Origin of the sequence: Citrobacter amalonaticus, from assembly GCF_002918555.1 — a bacterium.
Lineage (GTDB): Bacteria > Pseudomonadota > Gammaproteobacteria > Enterobacterales > Enterobacteriaceae > Citrobacter_C > Citrobacter_C amalonaticus_A.
In genome coordinates this window covers 656,013-675,469 of record NZ_PQMB01000002.1, presented here as the reverse complement: position 1 = coordinate 675,469, position 19,457 = coordinate 656,013, and the positions used below count along the sequence as shown (strand labels likewise).

The 19,457-nt window shown below is 53.3% G+C and carries 21 protein-coding genes; 13 read left to right on the top strand and 8 right to left on the bottom strand.

Annotation, left to right across the window (positions count from 1 at the left end):
- The first annotated feature begins 71 nt into the window (after positions 1-71).
- Positions 72-1,082 carry a LacI family DNA-binding transcriptional regulator gene (locus C3432_RS08715; RefSeq protein ID WP_103776224.1) on the top strand — a complete coding sequence of 337 codons (1,011 nt, stop codon included), beginning with the start codon at positions 72-74 and terminating at the stop codon, positions 1,080-1,082.
- Positions 1,083-1,087: 5 nt separating this feature from the next.
- On the opposite strand, the gene C3432_RS08710 is transcribed toward C3432_RS08715, so the two are convergent.
- Positions 1,088-1,714: a glutathione S-transferase family protein gene (locus C3432_RS08710; protein ID WP_103776223.1), complete on the bottom strand. Its 627-nt coding sequence runs from the start codon at positions 1,712-1,714 to the stop codon at positions 1,088-1,090.
- A 247-nt stretch (positions 1,715-1,961) separates the two neighbouring features.
- Here C3432_RS08710 and dacC point away from each other — a divergent pair, with 247 nt between their 5' ends.
- Entirely contained in the window at positions 1,962-3,161 is a 1,200-nt protein-coding gene (dacC, locus tag C3432_RS08705; protein ID WP_103776945.1) for a serine-type D-Ala-D-Ala carboxypeptidase, read from the top strand.
- A gap of 45 nt (positions 3,162-3,206) precedes the next feature.
- Here dacC and deoR read toward each other — a convergent pair whose 3' ends face one another.
- Together deoR and ybjG are read right to left on the bottom strand one after the other, a co-directional pair.
- Positions 3,207-3,965 carry a DNA-binding transcriptional repressor DeoR gene (gene deoR / locus C3432_RS08700; protein WP_103776222.1) on the bottom strand — a complete coding sequence of 253 codons (759 nt, stop codon included), beginning with the start codon at positions 3,963-3,965 and terminating at the stop codon, positions 3,207-3,209.
- Between the two features lie 67 nt (positions 3,966-4,032).
- Complete coding sequence (ybjG, locus tag C3432_RS08695; RefSeq protein ID WP_103776221.1) at positions 4,033-4,641, bottom strand: undecaprenyl-diphosphate phosphatase; 609 nt, start codon at positions 4,639-4,641, stop codon at positions 4,033-4,035.
- A gap of 296 nt (positions 4,642-4,937) precedes the next feature.
- On the opposite strand from ybjG, the gene C3432_RS08690 reads away from it, so the two are divergent.
- Complete coding sequence (locus C3432_RS08690) at positions 4,938-6,170, top strand: MFS transporter (RefSeq protein WP_103776220.1); 1,233 nt, start codon at positions 4,938-4,940, stop codon at positions 6,168-6,170.
- A 27-nt stretch (positions 6,171-6,197) separates the two neighbouring features.
- Here the strand turns inward: C3432_RS08690 and C3432_RS08685 are convergent, their stop codons facing one another.
- The 3 genes from C3432_RS08685 to C3432_RS08675 form a co-directional block, all read right to left on the bottom strand.
- Entirely contained in the window at positions 6,198-6,482 is a 285-nt protein-coding gene (locus C3432_RS08685) for a hypothetical protein (protein ID WP_103776219.1), read from the bottom strand.
- Positions 6,483-6,589: 107 nt separating this feature from the next.
- Positions 6,590-7,405, bottom strand: coding sequence for a Cof-type HAD-IIB family hydrolase (locus C3432_RS08680; protein WP_103776218.1), 816 nt, complete (start codon positions 7,403-7,405; stop codon positions 6,590-6,592).
- Positions 7,405-8,613 (bottom strand): MFS transporter, encoded by a 1,209-nt coding sequence (locus C3432_RS08675; RefSeq protein WP_103776217.1) that lies wholly within the window; start codon positions 8,611-8,613, stop codon positions 7,405-7,407. The genes C3432_RS08680 and C3432_RS08675 overlap by 1 nt, the downstream gene beginning before the upstream one ends.
- Before the next feature lie 87 nt (positions 8,614-8,700).
- On the opposite strand from C3432_RS08675, the gene C3432_RS08670 reads away from it, so the two are divergent.
- Positions 8,701-9,249: a TetR/AcrR family transcriptional regulator gene (locus C3432_RS08670; RefSeq protein WP_103776216.1), complete on the top strand. Its 549-nt coding sequence runs from the start codon at positions 8,701-8,703 to the stop codon at positions 9,247-9,249.
- A 245-nt stretch (positions 9,250-9,494) separates the two neighbouring features.
- Here the strand turns inward: C3432_RS08670 and C3432_RS08665 are convergent, their stop codons facing one another.
- A complete protein-coding gene (locus C3432_RS08665) occupies positions 9,495-11,180 on the bottom strand; it encodes an aspartate:alanine antiporter (protein ID WP_103776215.1) in 1,686 nt (561 codons plus the stop codon).
- A gap of 269 nt (positions 11,181-11,449) precedes the next feature.
- Between C3432_RS08665 and C3432_RS08660 the strand changes: the two genes are divergently transcribed.
- Complete coding sequence (locus tag C3432_RS08660) at positions 11,450-11,827, top strand: inner membrane protein YbjM (protein WP_103776214.1); 378 nt, start codon at positions 11,450-11,452, stop codon at positions 11,825-11,827.
- Between the two features lie 31 nt (positions 11,828-11,858).
- On the opposite strand, the gene C3432_RS08655 is transcribed toward C3432_RS08660, so the two are convergent.
- On the bottom strand, positions 11,859-12,122 hold the full coding sequence (locus tag C3432_RS08655; protein WP_046477794.1) for a GrxA family glutaredoxin: 264 nt from the start codon (positions 12,120-12,122) through the stop codon (positions 11,859-11,861).
- Between the two features lie 171 nt (positions 12,123-12,293).
- Between C3432_RS08655 and C3432_RS08650 the strand changes: the two genes are divergently transcribed.
- The 8 genes from C3432_RS08650 (at position 12,294) to potI (ending at position 19,448) form a co-directional block, all read left to right on the top strand.
- Positions 12,294-12,581, top strand: a complete 288-nt coding sequence (locus C3432_RS08650) for a YbjC family protein (RefSeq protein WP_103776213.1) — start codon at positions 12,294-12,296, stop codon at positions 12,579-12,581.
- The gene (gene nfsA / locus C3432_RS08645; protein WP_103776212.1) at positions 12,565-13,287 is read left to right on the top strand and encodes a nitroreductase NfsA; all 723 of its coding nucleotides are present in this window, start codon (positions 12,565-12,567) and stop codon (positions 13,285-13,287) included. Before C3432_RS08650 ends, nfsA begins: the two co-directional genes overlap by 17 nt.
- 53 nt (positions 13,288-13,340) lie before the next feature.
- The gene (rimK, locus tag C3432_RS08640) at positions 13,341-14,243 is read left to right on the top strand and encodes a 30S ribosomal protein S6--L-glutamate ligase (protein WP_103776211.1); all 903 of its coding nucleotides are present in this window, start codon (positions 13,341-13,343) and stop codon (positions 14,241-14,243) included.
- Between the two features lie 89 nt (positions 14,244-14,332).
- On the top strand, positions 14,333-14,809 hold the full coding sequence (locus C3432_RS08635) for a type III secretion system chaperone family protein (protein WP_103776210.1): 477 nt from the start codon (positions 14,333-14,335) through the stop codon (positions 14,807-14,809).
- 491 nt (positions 14,810-15,300) lie between these two features.
- Positions 15,301-16,413, top strand: coding sequence for a spermidine/putrescine ABC transporter substrate-binding protein PotF (gene potF, locus C3432_RS08625; RefSeq protein ID WP_103776209.1), 1,113 nt, complete (start codon positions 15,301-15,303; stop codon positions 16,411-16,413).
- Positions 16,414-16,509: 96 nt separating this feature from the next.
- Positions 16,510-17,643, top strand: a complete 1,134-nt coding sequence (gene potG / locus C3432_RS08620; protein ID WP_103776208.1) for a putrescine ABC transporter ATP-binding subunit PotG — start codon at positions 16,510-16,512, stop codon at positions 17,641-17,643.
- A gap of 9 nt (positions 17,644-17,652) precedes the next feature.
- Positions 17,653-18,606, top strand: a complete 954-nt coding sequence (gene potH / locus C3432_RS08615; protein ID WP_103776207.1) for a putrescine ABC transporter permease PotH — start codon at positions 17,653-17,655, stop codon at positions 18,604-18,606.
- Positions 18,603-19,448, top strand: coding sequence for a putrescine ABC transporter permease PotI (gene potI / locus C3432_RS08610; RefSeq protein ID WP_103776206.1), 846 nt, complete (start codon positions 18,603-18,605; stop codon positions 19,446-19,448). Before potH ends, potI begins: the two co-directional genes overlap by 4 nt.
- Positions 19,449-19,457: the final 9 nt, after the last annotated feature.

Sequence of the window (19,457 nt, the reverse complement as noted above, 5' to 3'; positions counted from 1 at the left end):
ATATGCAAAGATCCTCACAAATTATCGTTCAGGAGAGTGTGGTATAGTCTGGCGAGGCCGAAGGAGTTGAAATGCAAAAGAAGAATAAGATAACGATGAGTGATATTGCTCGTGAGGCGGGCGTTTCACAGGCGACGGTTTCGCTGGTGCTGAACAACAGTCGCAGCGTTCGTTTGAGCGAGGCGACGCGGGAGCGGGTCTTTCAGGCGGCGCAGCGGTTGGGTTACCAGAAACTGGCGGTAGCGCACCGGATGGAAGGGCAGGAAGAGGTCGCCATGCTGGTGAGCGGTATGCCGGGCTACGATCCCTTTGTCGATGCGTTAAGCGAGGCCAGCACCACGGCCTGGCAACACGATATGCTGCTGACGGTGTACGATTATGGCGATGATGCTGAACTGGCCTCGCAGATCCTGCGTCAGCTTGCCCAACGGAACTGTGTTGGGGTGATCTTCGCCAGCCCGGTCACGCGCGTATTCGACTTCTCTCCCTTTGCGGATGTGCTGAGCATGCCGGTGGTGCTGCTAAATCAGTACGATCCGGGGCGTCCGCTGCTGCCAACTTTTCTGCCTGATGACAAGGCGAATGCCTGCCAGGTCACGCGCCATCTGCTCGATCAGGGGGTGACCCGTATTGCGCATATCATGGGTGATGAGTGGATGGATGCCAGTCGTTTACGTCTGGAGGGATATCGGCAAACGCTGCAACTGGCCGGGATCGCGCCGGATGAGGCGCTGATCCGCCAGACCGACTGGTCGCTAAATGCCACCTATGCTGCGACGCAGGAGCTGATGGCTTTGCCGCAGCCGCCCGAAGCGATATTCTGCGCCAGCGACTGGATGACGCTGGGATGCTACCAGGCGCTGGCCTCGATGAATGCACGTATTCCGCAGGATGTGCTGGTCTGCGGCTATGACGATCAGCGTATCTCGCATCAGCTAACACCGCAGCTCACCAGCGTGCAACTGGCCTATAATGAGCTGGGAAAAATGGCGGTGGAGTATTTGTGTTCCGGTGAGGATAACGCCACACACTGTCGGCTGGTGGGGAAATTGCAGGTGCGCGGCAGCAGCCAGCGCACCTGAAAAGGTTAGCTGACGGGGATCATGACTGTCTTACGAAATGCCGGACGCTCCGTGAGTTGCTGATACCAGCGCTCAAGATGGGGACGCGGCGTCCAGGTCAGACCGATGTTAAACAGGTTGTAGACGAATGGCGCAATGGCGATATCGCCTGTGCCGAACGCTTTGCCGGAGAACCAGGTCTGGTTTTTCAGCGCTTCGTCGAGAATCGCGAACAGCTCGTCGCAGCGTTTAGCTCCAGCGTCAATGGCGGACAGATCGCGCTGCTCTGGCGGTGTTCTGATCAGGCCAAACAGCACCACACGGTGTACCGGGCTTAACGTCTGGTTTGCCCAGTCCATCCACTTTTCGCCTTCGGCACGACGGGCGGGCGAGTCGATCCAAAGCCGTTTTTGTCCGTACTGTGCGGCCAGATAACGCACAATAGTATTAGATTCCCATAACAGCACATCGTTTTCATCATCACGCAGCAATGGCACCAGACCGTTTGGGTTCATTGCCAGGTAGTCCGCGTCATGATTAAGACCAAACTGACCGCCCGCCAGAACCTGATGATAAGGTAGCTCCAGCTCTTCGAGCGTCCACAGCACCTTTTTGACGTTGGTAGAGTTATTCCGGCCCCACAGCGTAATCATAGTCACCCCTCAATTAAGGACAGCCCCTGGGCTGTATTCAATCCACATGGTGAGTGAAACCTAACATTTACGCAACAAGCAGCAAAAAAAACGTCGTGGTTTGCAGCACCACAGAGCGTTCTTGCATAAACTTTAAAAACTTTACCAACTTACCGTTTCTTTAAGTTTGTGAGTGCGTTATTACTCACCGCTATTAATACACGGTGATATGACGTGTTTTTTTGGAATGGATACTCGGGTGGCATTTATGACGCAATACTCATACCTTCGTAGTTTCGTAGCAGGTTCAGCACTCTTATTTCTTTTTGCTCCCACGGCAATGGCGGCCGAGCAAACTATCGATCCGCCGAGCGTAGATGCGCGGGCGTGGATCTTAATGGATTACTCCAGCGGCAAGGTGCTTGCGGAAGGCAACGCCGATGAGAAGCTGGATCCGGCCAGTCTGACCAAAATCATGACCAGCTACGTCGTGGGACAGGCGCTGAAGGCGGGCAAAATTAAACTGACCGATATGGTAACGATCGGTAAAGATGCCTGGGCAACGGGGAACCCGGCTCTGCGCGGTTCGTCGGTCATGTTCCTGAAGCCAGGCGATCAGGTCGCGGTTTCCGATCTCAATAAAGGCGTAATCATTCAGTCCGGTAATGATGCCTGCATTGCGCTGGCGGATTATGTGGCTGGCAGCCAGGAGTCGTTTATCGGGTTAATGAACGGCTATGCGAAAAAGCTGGGGCTAACGAATACGACGTTCCAGACGGTTCACGGACTGGACGCGCCGGGCCAGTTCAGTACCGCACGTGATATGGCGCTGCTGGGTAAGGCGCTGATCCACGATGTGCCGGAAGAGTACGCCATCCACAAAGAGAAAGAGTTCACCTTTAACAAGATCCGTCAGCCGAACCGCAACCGTCTGCTGTGGAGTTCCAACCTCAATGTTGATGGCATGAAAACCGGTACCACGGCAGGGGCTGGCTATAATCTGGTGGCTTCGGCAACGCAGGGCGATATGCGTTTGATCTCCGTTGTGCTGGGAACCAAAAGCGATCGTATTCGTTTTAATGAATCTGAAAAACTGCTGACTTGGGGCTTCCGCTTCTTTGAAACGGTTACGCCTGTCAAACCGGATGCCACCTTTGTGACCCAGCGCGTCTGGTTTGGCGATAAGAGTGAGGTGAGCCTGGGGGCGGGAGAAGCCGGTTCGGTGACGATTCCGCGCGGCCAGCTCAAAAACCTGAAAGCCAGCTTTACGCTGACCGAACCTCAGCTAACGGCGCCGCTGAAAAAAGGCCAGGAGGTAGGGACTATCGACTTCCAGCTTAACGGTAAATCTATTGAACAGCGCCCGCTGATTGTGATGGAGAATGTTGAAGAGGGCGGATTCTTTAGCCGCATGTGGGACTTCGTGATGATGAAATTCCATCAATGGTTCGGCGGCTGGTTCTCATAACCACTCAAAATGCCGGATGGTCACGCGCCATCCGGCGAACAACGCTCAATACATTAACTTGATGCTTCGCGCTTTGGCGTAGTCCACGAATTCATCGTCAGGGCGACAATCGCTCACCACCGTATTAAAGCGTTTCAACTCTCCCATCCGTGCCGGACGCACCTTACCGAACTTACTGTGGTCGACGACCAGCACATGATACTGCGCCATCGACATCGCCCAGTGCTTCACCGGTAGCTCTTCAAGATTAAAACAGGTCGCACCTTTGCTGATGTGTACGCCCGCCGCGGAATAAAACGCGATATCCGGACAGATGTTGTTGAGGGTTTCCTGGAAATCGAGAGGTTTGAAAATGGCGTTGCTGGCGTGGAATTCGCCGCCGCAGAGGATCGCGCGACACAGCGGTTTTTCCTGCAGTGCCAGAAAGGTGTTCAGCGAATAGCAAACTGCGGTGAACGGGAGTTCATTATCAATGGCTTCGATGATCCACGGCGTTGTTGTACCGCAGTCAAAGAACAGGGTCTGATGGGGTTGCACCAGGGTTGCCGCCAGCTGTGAAGCACGGCGCTTCTCATCCACTAGTCGCGATTTCTGGTCACTCAGCAAGTAGTGGCTGGCACTACGTGGCTCCAGAACGATATATCCCCCGAGCAGGACAACCGGCGCGCTGTTATTATTCAGATCACGACGGATGGTCATCTCCGATACGCCCAGCAGGGTCGCCGCTTCCTTAAGATGTAATTTATCACTGCGTTTTAACGCCTGCAGCAATTGACCAATACGCTCGTCGCGACGTGTTTCCATAGTTCCTCAGGATAGTTGAATAAGTGCCCCGGATGAGAGTGCTTAATTCTACCCTTTTTCCCTCTGACTAGCCACGCACCCAGCCTTTGCGAATGGGCAGCGCAAAGCAGACGCGATAGCAGGTTTGCAGGCTGCGATAGAGGTTTTGACCGAACTTTTGCCAGATCATCTGTGCGCTCAGACAACCAATCATTCCGGCCAGCAATCCGCCCAGCATATCCATCGGCCAGTGCACGCCGAGGTAAACGCGTGACCAGGCGATGGCCACGGCAACCACCATCAGCAGCGCACCGGACCACACGCGGTGCCAGAACAAAAATGCCAGCGCAAAGGTGAAAATGACCGTACCGTGATCGCTTGGGAAGGAGTCATCTGCTGCATGATGCAGGAAGTTATAGCCGATGCGGTCGACAAACGGACGGTCATGCGGGAACAGGTGGCCCATCAGCCAGGAGAGCGTCAGGCTGACAATCAGCGCGATCGCCATTTTGATAACCAGCTGACGCTGTGCGCTGACCTGCGATTGCGGTCCCCAGAGCCAAAGGATGACAGCCATTAACGGCACGATATTGATCACATCTTTAGCGATGAAAATTGCGAGGGAAATCATCCACTGGGCCGAGTCCGGCGTGGCATTGATGAGGTAGAATAGCGAAGTGTTCAGATTTTCCAGCATAACATCCAGACTCGTAAGATAAATAAGTGACCCGTTCAGGGCAGAGAATAAGAGTGTCAGTACAGGGGGTAAAGTGGTTTAGTCTTAATTCTCTGTAAAATGAAGAGTTTTGCTATAACGGTTCCCGCTTTCGCGCCATAGTAGCGCCATCAACTTAAATTAACCTTAAAGAAAAAGTGGCGATGTTCATCTTTGTGTAAAAATGTGCGCATTTTACTGACGGGATACATAATTTGCTATCTCGGGTGACGCTCTTTCATTACACTTTGCGCGATTTTTACTGGCGAAGAGACTGCATGCAAAACCGAATACAAACAGGTGCCCGGCTGGGACGTCAGGCGCTGCTTTTTCCCCTCTGTCTGGTGCTCTACGAATTCTCGACCTATATCGGTAACGATATGATCCAACCCGGTATGCTGGCGGTGGTGGAGCAGTATCAGGCGAGCATTGACTGGGTTCCCACATCAATGACGGCTTACCTGGCGGGTGGGATGTTTTTACAGTGGTTTTTAGGACCGCTTTCGGATCGTATTGGTCGTCGCCCGGTGATGCTGGTGGGCGTGGTGTGGTTTATTGTTACCTGCCTTGCGACGCTACTGGCGCAGAACATCGAACAATTTATTCTGCTGCGCTTTTTACAGGGAATCAGCCTGTGCTTTATTGGCGCGGTGGGCTATGCCGCAATTCAGGAGTCGTTTGAAGAAGCGGTATGCATCAAAATTACCGCACTGATGGCAAATGTGGCACTGATTGCGCCACTGCTCGGCCCGCTGGTCGGTGCGGCGTGGGTGCATGTGCTGCCCTGGGAAGGAATGTTTGTTCTTTTTGCGCTGCTTGCGGCGGTCTCGTTTGTGGGTTTACAGCAAGCGATGCCGGAGACGGCGACGCGGATCGGTGAAAAGCTGTCGCTCAAAGAGCTGGGCCGTGACTACAGGCTGGTGCTGAAGAACGGTCGCTTTGTTGCCGGTGCGCTGGCGCTTGGGTTTGTCAGCCTGCCTCTGCTGGCGTGGATCGCTCAGTCGCCCATTATTATCATCAGCGGCGAACAGCTCAGCAGTTATCAATATGGTTTGTTGCAGGTACCGATTTTTGGCGCGCTGATCGCCGGGAACCTGGTGCTGGCACGTCTGACCTCCCGTCGGACGGTACGCTCGCTCATCATCATGGGCGGCTGGCCGATTGTGACAGGGCTGATTATTGCCGCCGGGGCGACGGTCGTCTCCTCGCATGCTTACCTGTGGATGACGGCAGGGCTGAGCGTTTATGCTTTTGGGATCGGTGTGGCAAACGCCGGTCTGGTCCGCCTGACGCTGTTTGCCAGTGAGATGAGTAAGGGGACCGTTTCTGCGGCGATGGGAATGCTGCAGATGCTGATTTTTACGCTGGGAATTGAAGTCAGCAAACATGCCTGGCTTATTGGCGGTAATGGGTTATTCAACCTGTTTAATCTGGCGAGCGGGATCCTGTGGATGATTCTGGCGTTTCTCTTTCTGCAAGATAAACGGGTCGGAAATACTCGGGAAGGGTGAAGCCCGGTCGCCGGGCTATGGAGAAACTTAATTGTGATGGTCGTCGATCTGATGTTCGATAATCATCCCTTCACCAACGCTTGCAACGTGCCGTGCATAAGGATGCGCGCGGTAAACCGGCGCAGGTGCCGGTGCTGGCGCGACATAAACTGTCTGCGGCGCGCTGGCGACGTTGATGGCTTGCGGTACGCTCAGAGAAGACGGCACCACCACCACTTTATAACCGCTCGGTACATCGACGGTAACGTTTTGCGCCAGCGCGGCACCCGCGAAGCCCAGTAGCAGCGCAGCTGCCAGTACACTTTTCTTCATAATCTATCCGCCTGAAATATTCACTGGAGATGATAATCCAGTAGGTTAATTTGATGCGGATTATGAGTAGTTCAGCTTTCGATTGTGTTGCCGGGCGTGCTGTCGGCTTAGTGCACAAAAGGGGATTGCTTATTCAGCACCTGGTCGATAATTTCCAGCACCCCCTCCTGGTTATTAGAGCCTGCGCGGAATTTTGCTGCCGATACGACAGCCTCTCCGGCATTTTCCATCGCGAAACTAAAGCCTGCCTGGCGTAACATCTCAATGTCATTTCCACCGTCGCCAAACACCACCACTTCTTCATCGTCAATGCCCCAGCGCTGTTGCAACAGGCGCAAACCGTTTGCCTTGTGAACCCCAGGGATAATCAAATCAATGCTGCCGTAGCCCGTATGGACAGGCACCATAATATCGCCGATAGCGTCATGCAGCGCCGACTGGACTTCAGGAATACGGTTGTCGGAGATGTTCAGGCCAAATTTGAAAAATACGTCGTTGATATTGTCGAAGTTATCGACAAACTCCAGCCGGTGATAGTACATCGCGGCGATCTCTTTCATCTTGTCGTTGTACTGTTTCAGGGTATAAGCGCTGTTTTTCCCACAGGCGATGATTTCCACATCGGTACGGGTCAGCAGATGGTTAACAATGGCGGTAAAATCGTCTTTCGCCAGATCGCCGTTGAAGACGTCTTCACCTTCGCTCACCACCCAGCCGCCGTTTTCTGCGACAAATGAGATCTCATGGGCAATCTCCGGAAAGAAGGAGATCAACTGATAATACTGGTTACCGCTGGCGACAACAAAGCGGATCCCCTGTGCTTTCATCTGCTGATACTGGGCCATAAACCGCTCGCGGTTATAGGTTTTTTGATCGCTCAGAAAGGTGCCATCCATATCGACAGCAATTAACTTGATACCCATCAGCTATGCTCCATCGCAGTTTGAGTTTTCGAATCCGGTTTGGCGACGGCTCGCGCGACGATTGCCGCGACCAGCACCAGCGCCAGTACCACTAACATTGCGCTACGTAACCCGTAGTGCTCGCCGAGATAGCCCAGCAGCGGCGGTCCAACGAGAAAAGCAAGATAGCCGGTGGTCGCCACCACGCTGACGCGCGTCGGCGCGTCGGGACCCGTATCGCTGGCGGCAGAGATGGTCAGCGGGAAGCCGAGCGATGCGCCCAGCCCCCAAAGTACAACCGAAACGCCGGCGATCCAGGCACTGTCGACGAAAATGATCAGGCTGATGCCAAGTGCTCCCATCAGCGCGCTGGCACGCACTACGGCGACCCGGCTGTAACGGTCAATGAACCAACCGCCGGTAAAGCGTCCGACGGTCATTCCCAGCGTAAAACCAGCGTAAATCAGTGAGCCGGAGGTAGGGTTAAAACCGTGGCCGTCCACCATCAGCAGCGGCAGCCAGTCGTTCGCCGAGCCTTCAGCAAACGCCATTGCCAGAACCACCACGCCAATCAGCAGCAGCTGAATATCACGATAGAAGGGAATGCCTTTCTCACTGCTTTGCGTACCGTCAGCGGCGTTTTTTCCGGTACCGCCAGGGATTTCGCGGATGGCAATGAAAATAGGGGCAATCCCGACCAACGCCGCCAGAAGAATATGCACCATGGCCGGAACGCCAAAAGCGGTCAATGCCATCCCAACGCCCGCACCGGCCAGCGTGCCTAAGCTGTAGAACCCGTGCATCATGGGCAACACGGTTTTATTCATTTCGCGTTCGACGGCCGCGCCTTCGACGTTAATTGCTACTTCAGCGGAGCCAAAGCTGGCGCCAAATACGCCGAGACCCAGGGCAAAAAGCAGCGGAGAGGAGAACCACAATGCGACGCTGAGTAGCATCATGCCTACCAGCGCACATGACATCGTGGTTCGGATGACGCTGCGGGTGCCAAATCGTTTCACCAGCCAGGCCGAACAAAGAATACCACTCATTGAACCGATGGAGAGACCGAACAGCACCGCCCCCATCTCTGCCGTGGAGACGGAGAGAATGTCTCGAATGGCTGGCGTTCGGGTTGCCCACGAGGCCATTAACAATCCGGGCAAAAAGAAGAACATGAAAAGCGCCCAGGTACGACGTTGTAAGGCTTTGCGTGATGAAGTGGCAGTCATGGGTTTACGTCAGAAAAAGAAAACAGAGGGACAACACTAGCAAGGTTGTGTACATTTGTACATATACCCGTCATAAGAGGAATCACCGTGCGACGTGCTAATGATCCACAGCGGCGAGATAAGATTGTTCAGGCTACGCTGGAGGCGGTGATGACGCATGGGATCCATGCCGTCACGCACCGCAAAATTGCAACGATCGCCCAGGTTCCGCTTGGATCGTTAACCTACTATTTTTCGGGGATTGATGAGCTGCTGATGGCGGCATTCAGTCAGTTTACCGAAACCATGTCACAGCAGTATCAGTCATTTTTTACTGACGTTATGGATGCGCAGAGCGCCTGCCATGCCATTACCGAAATGATTTATAGCTCGCAGGTGACAACGCCAGACAATATGGAACTGATGTATCAGCTGTACGCTTTCGCCAGCCGAAAACCGGCGCTGAAAATAGTGATGCAAAACTGGATGCAGCGCAGCCAGCAGACGCTGGAACAGTGGTTTGAACCGGCCACTGCCCGGGCGCTGGATGCCTTTATTGAAGGGATGACGCTGCATTTCGTTACGGACAGAACGCCGCTGGCGCGTGACGCTATTCTGCTAATGGTCAAACGCATCGCCGGACAGGAGAGCGCATAACTTTCCCCCCTGTAAGCAAGCTTATTGTTGTACCTGCCGTATGTGCGATAGATTGCGTGATGCAAGGAGAGGGGCTGAATTTCAGGCAACAAAAAACCCATCAACCTTGAACCAAAACGGCGGGGTTGATGGGCTCCACAAATTGGGGACATCAAAGAAAAGCAGTGGCACTAGTTATGACTGACGCCTTGAAGAAAAGTTCTGCGCGTTTGCAAAAATTTTTCACTTAAGGGCAAACTTCAGTTTTATCCTAAGCCAGGCCAGATGATGATGATCAGAGTCCCCGCCAGCGTGAGCAGCACGTTGGCTATCGCATAGGTGCCCGCGTAGCCAAGAGCCGGGATGTTGCTGCGGGCGGTATCGCTGATGATTTCCATTGCTGGTGCGCAGGTACGCGCGCCCATTATGGCGCCAAACAGCAGCGCACGGTTCATTCGCAATACCCAGGCGCCAAACAGAAAGCAGATAATAACCGGCACCAGGCTAACGATCAGCCCGGCAATCAGCATCTGTCCACCCAGCGCGCCAAGCCCGTTGCTAATGCCGCTACCCGCGCTCAGACCAACGCCTGCCATAAACACCATCAGACCAAATTCCTTCACCATATTCAGCGCCCCTTGTGGGATGTAGCCAAACGTTGGATGGTTAGCTCGCAGGAATCCGAGCATGATCCCGGCGAACAACAGCCCGGCAGCGTTACCAATGCCAAAACTGAAGTTGCTGAACTGGAAGGTGATCATCCCGATCATCAGACCGATGATAAAGAAGGCGCAGAAGGCCAGCAGGTCAGTTACCTGGCTGTGAATAGAGATAAAGCCGATGCGATCCGCGATGGTTTTCACACGCCGTGCATCGCCGCTCACCTGCAAGACGTCGCCTTTATTAAGGACAACGTTGTCATCTATCGGCATTTCAATCTGGCTGCGGATCACGCGGTTGAGGAAACAGCCGTGGTCGGTCAGCTTTAGCTGTGCGAGGCGACGTCCAACGGCATTGTGATTTTTAACCACAATCTCTTCGGTCACGATCCGCATGTCGAGCAAATCGCGATCGAACACCTCTTTACCGTTACGGAAGCTGGGATCGAGACGAGCATGGGCGTCCGGATAACCCACAAGCGCAATCTCATCGCCCATCTGCAGCACCGCGTCGCCGTCCGGGTTAGCCAGAATACCGTTACGACGGATACGTTCAATGTAGCAACCCGTCTGACGATAGATACCCAGCTCGCGCAGATTTTTACCATCGGTCCATGCCACCAGCTCCGGGCCTACCCGGTAAGCGCGAATCACTGGCAGATAAACCTTCCGGTTCGCGTCGGTGTCCAGTCCGCGCTCACGGGCGATCTGCTGGGCGCTGGTTTGCAGATCCTGATGCTGTAGTTTGGGTAAATAGCGGGCACCCACAATCAGACTGACCAAACCGATGAGATAAGTAAGCGCATAACCCAGGCTCAGATTATCGAGTGCCGCCGACAGCTCCGCTTTCTCCATCCCGAAGTGACGCAACGTATCGCCTGCACCAACCAGTACCGGGGTCGATGTCATTGAGCCTGCCAGCATACCGGCTGTCAGGCCGATGTCCCAGCCAAACAGCTTACCCAGCCCTAAGGCGATCAGCAGGGCACTACCCACCATCACCAGGGCAAGCATTAGATAATTTTTACCATCGCGAAAAAAAATGGAAAAAAAGTTAGGACCCGCTTCAACACCAACACAGAAAATAAACAACATAAAACCAAGATTCAGCGCGTCGGTGTTAATACTGAAGTGTTGCTGTCCTAATAATAGTGACACTACTAAAACACCAATGGAATTACCCAGTTGGATGGAGCCAAGACGCAATTTACCCAGGCACAGGCCGAGAGCCAGGACCACAAATAATAACAGGATGTAATTCCCATTTAACAAATCGGCGACGTTTATATTCACGGAGACTAACTTCTTGTTTACGAGTAAGCTGTTGAAAGAAAAAGTAATTTACGATAATGTTTTTGCCATAATTTAAGGGTGACCCGGTCATATACAGCACCCCAATAAAATCAACGCAACAATATATTTGACTAGTTTAATCTCATTACGAATCAACGGCTATAAGAATCGTGTGGGTGTATTTTTTAGCAGGGAATGCTGAACGGCTTTATCTGACGGGATGCCACTGGCGAGTGGTGTTTGATAGGGGACAGTGTCAGGAGAAACGATTGAAACATAAACGTGGTTGGGCGGGGACAGTCTGCTGCTTCGTGCTCTTTATAGTAGTTTGCTTGTTTCTTGCCATGAATATGACAGGAGCGTTCCGGGCTTCCGGACATCCTGAAATGGGGCTGTTGTTTTTTACATTGCCGGGCGCTATTGCGAGTTTCTTTTCCCATCGTCGGGAGGTCATCAAGCCACTGTTAGGCGCAATGCTCGCAGCACCATGCTGTATGTTGTTGATGCGGTTTTTTTTCACACCAATTAGCTCATTGTGGCAAGAACTTGCCTGGCTGTTTAGTGCCGTGTTCTGGTGCGCGCTTGGTGCGCTTTTTTACTTGTTTATCAGTAGCTTGTTTATTCATCGGCGCAGGAAAAACCGCTAATGCCCTCAGGACGAGGGCATCGTCAGCGCGCTTATGCAAACAGGTTCATATTCTCTTTTGCCCACGCTTCAAAATCAGTGCAGCCGCCAATGTGTTTCTGGTCGACAAAAATCTGCGGCACGGTTTCTACCGGCTTACCTACCGTTTTCTCCAGATCCGCTTTGGTGATGCCTTCAGCATGAATATCGATATAGCGGTAGTTGAAATCTTCATGCTCGTTGCTCAGTTTTTCTGCCAGTTCTTTCGCACGAACACAGTACGGGCAACCCGGGCGACCAAAAATTACGGTAAACATTCTTCTCTCCTCGAACTCAGAGCCTGACGGCGAATGGCATCTATGATGCCGCTAATTGGTGGCTTTGAACAGTAGGTTGCACCTTTTACTTTGATATCTATAAGCTATATCTGTTAAACACGGCGACGCTGAACGCCTTACAATACGCATCCGTTTACCGGGAGGCTTCTTATGCGCTCAATTGGTGTGTTACCTAAAAGCGTGTTGGTTCTGGAAATACTCGGTATGATTTTGCTGGCACTGGCACTCCTGTCGCTCAATCATTACCTTACGTTACCCGCGCCGCTGAACACTTCGCTGGCCGTTGTGGTAATGGTTTTTCTGGGCGTATTGTTGATGCTTCCTGCGGCGGCGGTGGTCATGTGGCGGGTTGCACAGCGACTCGCACCACAGCTGATGAATCGCCCGCCAGATTCTTCCCGTTCCGACAGAGAAAAAAATAATGACTCCAACCATTGATTTACTTTGTGGACATCGTTCCATTCGCCATTTCACCGACGAACCCATCACTGATGGGCAGCGTGAGGCGATCGTGGCAAGCGCGCAGAGCACCTCTAGCTCCAGTTTTTTGCAGTGCACCTCTATTATTCGTATTACCGATCCGGCGCTTCGTGAAGCGTTGGTGCCGTTAACGGGCGGACAAAAGCATGTTGCACAAGCCGCCGAGTTTTGGGTGTTCTGTGCTGATTTCAACCGCCACCTGCAAATTTGTCCGCAAGCTCAGCTGGGGCTGGCGGAACAGCTTTTGCTTGGGGTCGTTGATACCGCAATGATGGCGCAAAATGCGCTGACGGCAGCGGAGTCCCTTGGGCTGGGTGGCGTGTTTATCGGTGGGCTGCGTAATAATATCGAATCAGTGACCGGGCTGCTGAAGTTACCGAAACATGTGCTGCCGCTGTTTGGGCTGTGCCTGGGCTGGCCCGCAGATAACCCGGATCTCAAACCGCGTCTGCCGGCGGCGATTGTGATGCATGAAAATCAGTATCAGCCCCTCGATCTGGACGTTCTGGCACAATATGACGAGCAGCTGGCGCAGTACTACCTGACTCGCGGCAGCAATACGCGACGTGATACCTGGAGCGATCACATTCGTCGCACCATCATTAAAGAAAATCGTCCCTTTATTCTGGAATATTTGCATAAACAGGGTTGGGCGACGCGCTAAAGCTCAGTGTATGATACGCGGGTTTTTGACCAGGTTCGTCAGAGAGGTGCAGGGTGAAAATTGCCATATTGTCCCGGGATGGAACGCTCTATTCCTGTAAACGCCTGCGAGAAGCGGCGATGCGGCGCGGTCACCTGGTCGAAATACTCGACCCACTGTCCTGCTATATGAATATCAATCCGGCGGCATCGTCGATTCACTACAAGGGACGTAAGCTTCCGCATTTTGATGCGGTGATCCCGCGTATTGGTTCGGCCATCACCTTTTACGGTACGGCGACGCTGCGTCAGTTCGAGATGCTGGGCAGTTATCCATTGAATGAGTCTGTGGCTATTACCCGCGCGCGTGACAAGCTGCGTTCGATGCAGTTACTGGCGCGGCAGGGGATCGATCTGCCCATTACCGGAATTGCGCACTCCCCGGATGACACCAGCGACCTTATTGATATGGTGGGCGGTGCGCCGCTGGTGGTGAAGCTGGTGGAGGGGACGCAGGGGATTGGCGTGGTGCTGGCGGAGACGCGGCAGGCGGCTGAGAGCGTGGTTGACGCGTTTCGTGGTCTGAACGCCCATATCCTGATCCAGGAGTACATCAAAGAAGCCAAAGGGCGCGATATCCGTTGTCTGGTCGTGGGCGATGAAGTGGTTGCCGCTATTGAGCGTCGGGCGAAAGAGGGCGACTTTCGCTCGAATTTACATCGTGGCGGCGTGGCCTGTATCGCCCACATCACGCCGCGCGAGCGTGAGATAGCCATTAAGGCAGCACAAACGATGGGGCTGGATGTGGCCGGAGTGGATATTTTGCGCGCCGAACGGGGACCGCTGGTAATGGAGGTGAATGCCTCCCCAGGTCTGGAGGGTATCGAAAAGACAACCGGAGTGGATATCGCCGGGCGGATGATCCAGTGGATCGAACGGCACGCCACGGCAGAATTTTGTCTTAAAACGGGTGGTTAATCTCATTATCGTTGCCGATCGTAGTATGAAGCGCGCTTTTTGCGTAAGCTGTGTCGGTAATTTTTCATCGTAAGAGGTCGCACATTATTATGACATCACTGGTCGTTCCCACTCTGGATACGTTGCGTCAATGGCTCGACGACCTGGGCATGAGTTTTTTTGAATGCGATACCTGTCAGGCGCTGCATTTACCGCACATGCAAAACTTTGACGGCATTTACGACGCGAAATTAGATCTCGTGGACAATACGTTACTCTTTTCTGCAATGGCGGAAGTCAGACCTTCCGCGCTGCTTCCACTGGCGGCAGATCTGTCTGCCATTAATGCCAGCTCTCTCACCGTAAAAGCGTTTCTGGATATGCAGGACGACAATCTACCAAAGCTGGTGGTTTGCCAGTCTTTATCCGTCATGCCGGGTATCACTTACGAGCAGTTCGAATGGTTTGTTCGCCAGAGCGAAGAGCAGATTTCTATGGTGATCCTGGAAGCCGGGGCGCATCAACTGCTTTTTAGCGCCGAAGACGACGCGCAGAAAAGCAGCACCGAGGATCATTTTCTTCACTGATATCATTTGATTCTACCTGGAATCATTTGAGTTGCGGGACAAAACGACGCGGTCGTTTTCAACAGCGTTTGCGCTGGTCCCGAAGAGGCAAGGCCCAGGGATGGGCCGGGTAACAAAGCCAACGCACAGGCAACCTGAAGAATGATGCGTATAGCGCAGTCGCAACCAGGGCGGCTGCAAATTTCACGCTTTTATTCTGCTTTTAACCTTTCTCTAAAGAATTATTCACCTCCTTTCCCTCTGTTTCGCTTTATCACATAGACAAAGCGTGCATAAAAAATTGATAAAAGGCGTTTTTTAATCTGAGCTATAGCCGCAAACCCTGGCTAAAGTTATTCTTGCGATGCGCTGATGCAGCGAGCAATAACAGCCGGGAGAGCGTAAGCTTTTTCTCGACTTCGCCAGATGACAAAATATGCATGTTTCCTGCATATCTTAGAATGTGACTTTTTTGGTTCGTTTGTTAACGAACGTTCAGAAGGAAAGAGATTATGACCGCCTTAAATAAAAAATGGCTATCGGGTCTGGTTGTGGGTGCCCTGATGACCGTCTCTGCCGGCACGCTCGCCGCTGAACAGAAAACACTCCATATTTATAACTGGTCTGATTATATCGCCCCGGATACGGTGGCGAATTTTGAAAAAGAGACCGGTATAAAAGTTATCTATGATGTGTTTGACTCCAACGAAGTGCTGGAAGGTAAATTGATGGCCGGGAGCACCGGTTTTGACCTGGTGGTGCCGTCGGCCAGTTTCCTGGAGCGTCAGCTTGCTGCTGGCGTCTTCCAGCCGCTGGATAAGAGCAAACTGCCGGGCTGGAAAAATCTCGATCCGGAACTGCTCAAACTGGTGGCGAAGCACGATCCTGACAATAAATTTGCGATGCCGTATATGTGGGCAACCACCGGTATCGGTTACAACGTGGATAAGGTAAAGGCGGTATTGGGCGCCGACGCGCCGGTTAACAGTTGGGATCTGGTGCTGAAACCGGAAAATCTGGAGAAGCTGAAAAGCTGCGGAGTCTCATTCCTCGATGCGCCTGAAGAGGTTTTTGCCACCGTGCTGAATTACCTGGGCAAGGATCCTAACAGCACCAAAGCGGATGATTATACCGGGCCTGCGACCGACCTGCTGCTGAAACTGCGCCCGAATATTCGCTACTTCCACTCCTCGCAGTACATCAACGATCTGGCAAATGGCGATACCTGCGTGGCTATCGGCTGGGCAGGGGATGTCTGGCAGGCGGCTAACCGCGCTAAAGAGGCGAAAAACGGCGTCAATATCTCTTTCTTGATCCCGAAAGAGGGGGCGATGGCGTTCTTTGATGTGTTTGCGATGCCTGCCGATGCCAAAAATAAAGAGGAAGCCTGGCAGTTCCTTAACTATTTACTGCGACCTGATGTGATTGCCCATATCTCCGACCATGTGTTCTATGCTAACGCCAACAAAGAAGCAACGGCGCTGGTCAGCAAGGATGTTCGTGACAATCCGGGCATCTACCCGCCAGCCGATGTACGCGCCAGGTTGTTTACGCTGAAGGTTCAGGATCCGAAGATTGACCGGGTGCGTACGCGTGCCTGGACCAAAGTGAAGAGCGGAAAATAAAAAACGACATCATTGCCCGCCCTGCGTTTGCGCGGGCGGGCAAACGCACCATCGCGGTGCGTTTGCCTATCTTTTGCCAATGCCGGAGAGCACCCCGTGAATGACGTAACCCCACGCCCGCAGGCGAAAACCCGTAAGGCGCTGACGCCGCTTCTGGAAATACGTAATCTGACCAAATCGTTTGATGGCCAGCATGCAGTGGATGATGTCAGCCTGACTATTTATAAAGGTGAAATTTTTGCTCTGCTGGGGGCTTCCGGCTGTGGAAAATCTACGCTGCTGCGCATGCTGGCAGGCTTTGAACAACCCACCAGCGGGCAGATTATGCTGGATGGCGCCGACCTGGCGCAGGTGCCCCCTTATTTGCGTCCTGTCAATATGATGTTCCAGTCCTATGCGCTGTTCCCCCATATGACGGTAGAGCAAAATATCGCCTTTGGCCTCAGGCAGGACAAATTGCCGAAAGCGGAAATTGCCAGTCGGGTCGATGAAATGCTGGGGCTGGTGCATATGCGGGAATTCGCCAAACGCAAACCGCATCAGCTCTCCGGCGGCCAGCGTCAGCGCGTGGCGCTGGCGCGCAGTCTTGCAAAACGCCCAAAGCTGTTGCTACTTGATGAACCGATGGGGGCGTTGGATAAAAAGCTTCGCGACCGGATGCAGCTTGAGGTTGTGGATATTCTTGAGCGCGTGGGGGCAACCTGTGTGATGGTGACCCATGACCAGGAGGAGGCCATGACGATGGCCGGGCGCATTGCGATCATGAATCGCGGTAAGTTTGTGCAAATCGGTGAACCCGAGGAGATTTATGAGCACCCGACCACGCGCTACAGTGCAGAGTTTATCGGTTCGGTTAACGTCTTCGAAGGGCAACTGAAAGCACGCCAGGATGACGGGCTGGTGATCTGGTCGCCGGGACTTGTCCATCCGTTGAAGGTCGATCCGGATGCTTCGGTGGTGGATAACGTACCGGTGCATGTGGCGCTCCGCCCGGAGAAGATCATGCTGTGCGAAGAGCCGCCTGCTGACGGCTATAACTTTGCCGTGGGCGAAGTTGTACACATTGCCTATCTTGGCGATCTCTCTGTTTATCATGTTCGTCTGAAGAGCGGGCAGATGATTAGCGCCCAGTTGCAGAATGTACACCGCTACCGCAAAGGTCTGCCGACCTGGGGCGATGAGGTGCGCCTGTGCTGGGATGCGGACAGCTGTGTGGTGTTGACGGTTTAAGGAGCAAAAATGAGTACACTTGAACCTCCTGCTCACGTGGAGAAACAGGGCGGCTTCCGGCTCTGGCTGGCGCGAATGCAAATGAAGCATGGACGCAAGCTGGTGATTGCGCTGCCTTACGTCTGGCTGATACTGCTATTTTTGCTTCCCTTTCTGATCGTCTTCAAAATTAGCCTGGCGGAAATGGCGCGAGCAATTCCTCCGTACACCGGGCTGATGGAATGGGCTGACGGACAACTGTCGATAACCCTTAATCTCGGCAACTACCTGCAACTCACTGACGATCCGCTCTATTTCGACGCCTATCTGCAGTCGTTGCAAGTGGCAGGGATTTCAACATTCTGCTGCCTGCTGCTGGGATATCCGCTGGCCTGGGCGGTGGCGCACAGTAAGCCTTCCACGCGCAATATTCTGTTGTTGCTGGTGATCCTGCCTTCATGGACCTCTTTTTTGATTCGTGTTTATGCCTGGATGGGGATCCTGAAAAATAACGGCGTGCTGAATAATTTCCTGATGTGGCTGGGTGTTATCGATCAACCGCTGACCATTCTGCATACCAATCTGGCGGTCTATATTGGCATTGTGTATGCCTATTTACCGTTTATGGTGTTGCCGATTTATACCGCGCTGACGCGAATCGACTATTCCCTGGTAGAAGCGTCGCTGGATTTAGGCGCGCGTCCATTGAAAACCTTTTTCAGCGTGATTGTTCCCTTGACCAAAGGCGGGATTATCGCTGGTTCCATGCTGGTGTTCATTCCTGCGGTAGGGGAGTTTGTGATCCCTGAACTGCTCGGCGGGCCGGACAGTATCATGATTGGCCGCATATTGTGGCAGGAGTTCTTCAATAACCGCGACTGGCCGGTCGCCTCAGCGGTCGCCATTATTATGCTGCTGCTGTTGATTGTGCCGATTATGTGGTTCCACAAACATCAGCAAAAAAGCGGAGAGGTACACGGATGAACAACTTACCGGTAATTCGTTCGCCCTGGCGCATTTTTATTCTGGTGCTCGGGTTTACATTCCTCTATGCGCCGATGCTGATGCTGGTTATCTACTCATTTAACAGCTCTAAACTGGTGACCGTCTGGGCGGGATGGTCAACGCGCTGGTATGGCGAACTGTTCCGTGATGATGCCATGATGAGCGCGGTGGGCTTAAGCTTAACCATTGCTGCCTGTGCGGCGACAATGGCGGCGATTCTTGGCACGATTGCTGCGGTAGTGATGGTGCGCTTTGGCCGTTTTCGCGGCTCAAACGGATTTGCGTTTATGATTACTGCACCGCTGGTAATGCCCGATGTGATAACGGGATTGTCGCTGCTGCTGCTTTTTGTGGCCCTCGGACATGCCATTGGCTGGCCGTCGGATCGCGGTATGCTCACTATCTGGTTAGCCCATGTGACCTTCTGTACGGCCTATGTGGCGGTGGTGATCTCCTCGCGTTTGCGCGAGGTGGATCGCTCGATTGAAGAGGCCGCGATGGATCTGGGGGCGACGCCGCTAAAGGTGTTCTTCGTTATCACGCTGCCGATGATTATGCCCGCGATTATCTCCGGCTGGCTGCTGGCTTTTACGCTGTCGCTTGACGACCTGGTCATTGCCAGCTTTGTCTCCGGGCCGGGGGCGACCACGCTGCCAATGCTGGTCTTCTCCAGCGTGCGGATGGGGGTGAATCCGAAAATCAACGCGCTGGCGACGCTTATTCTCGGCGTGGTCGGAATTGTCGGATTTATCGCCTGGTATCTGATGGCCCGTACGGAAAAACAGCGGATCCGTGATATCCAGCGTGCAAGACGCGGCTGAAGAAACTAA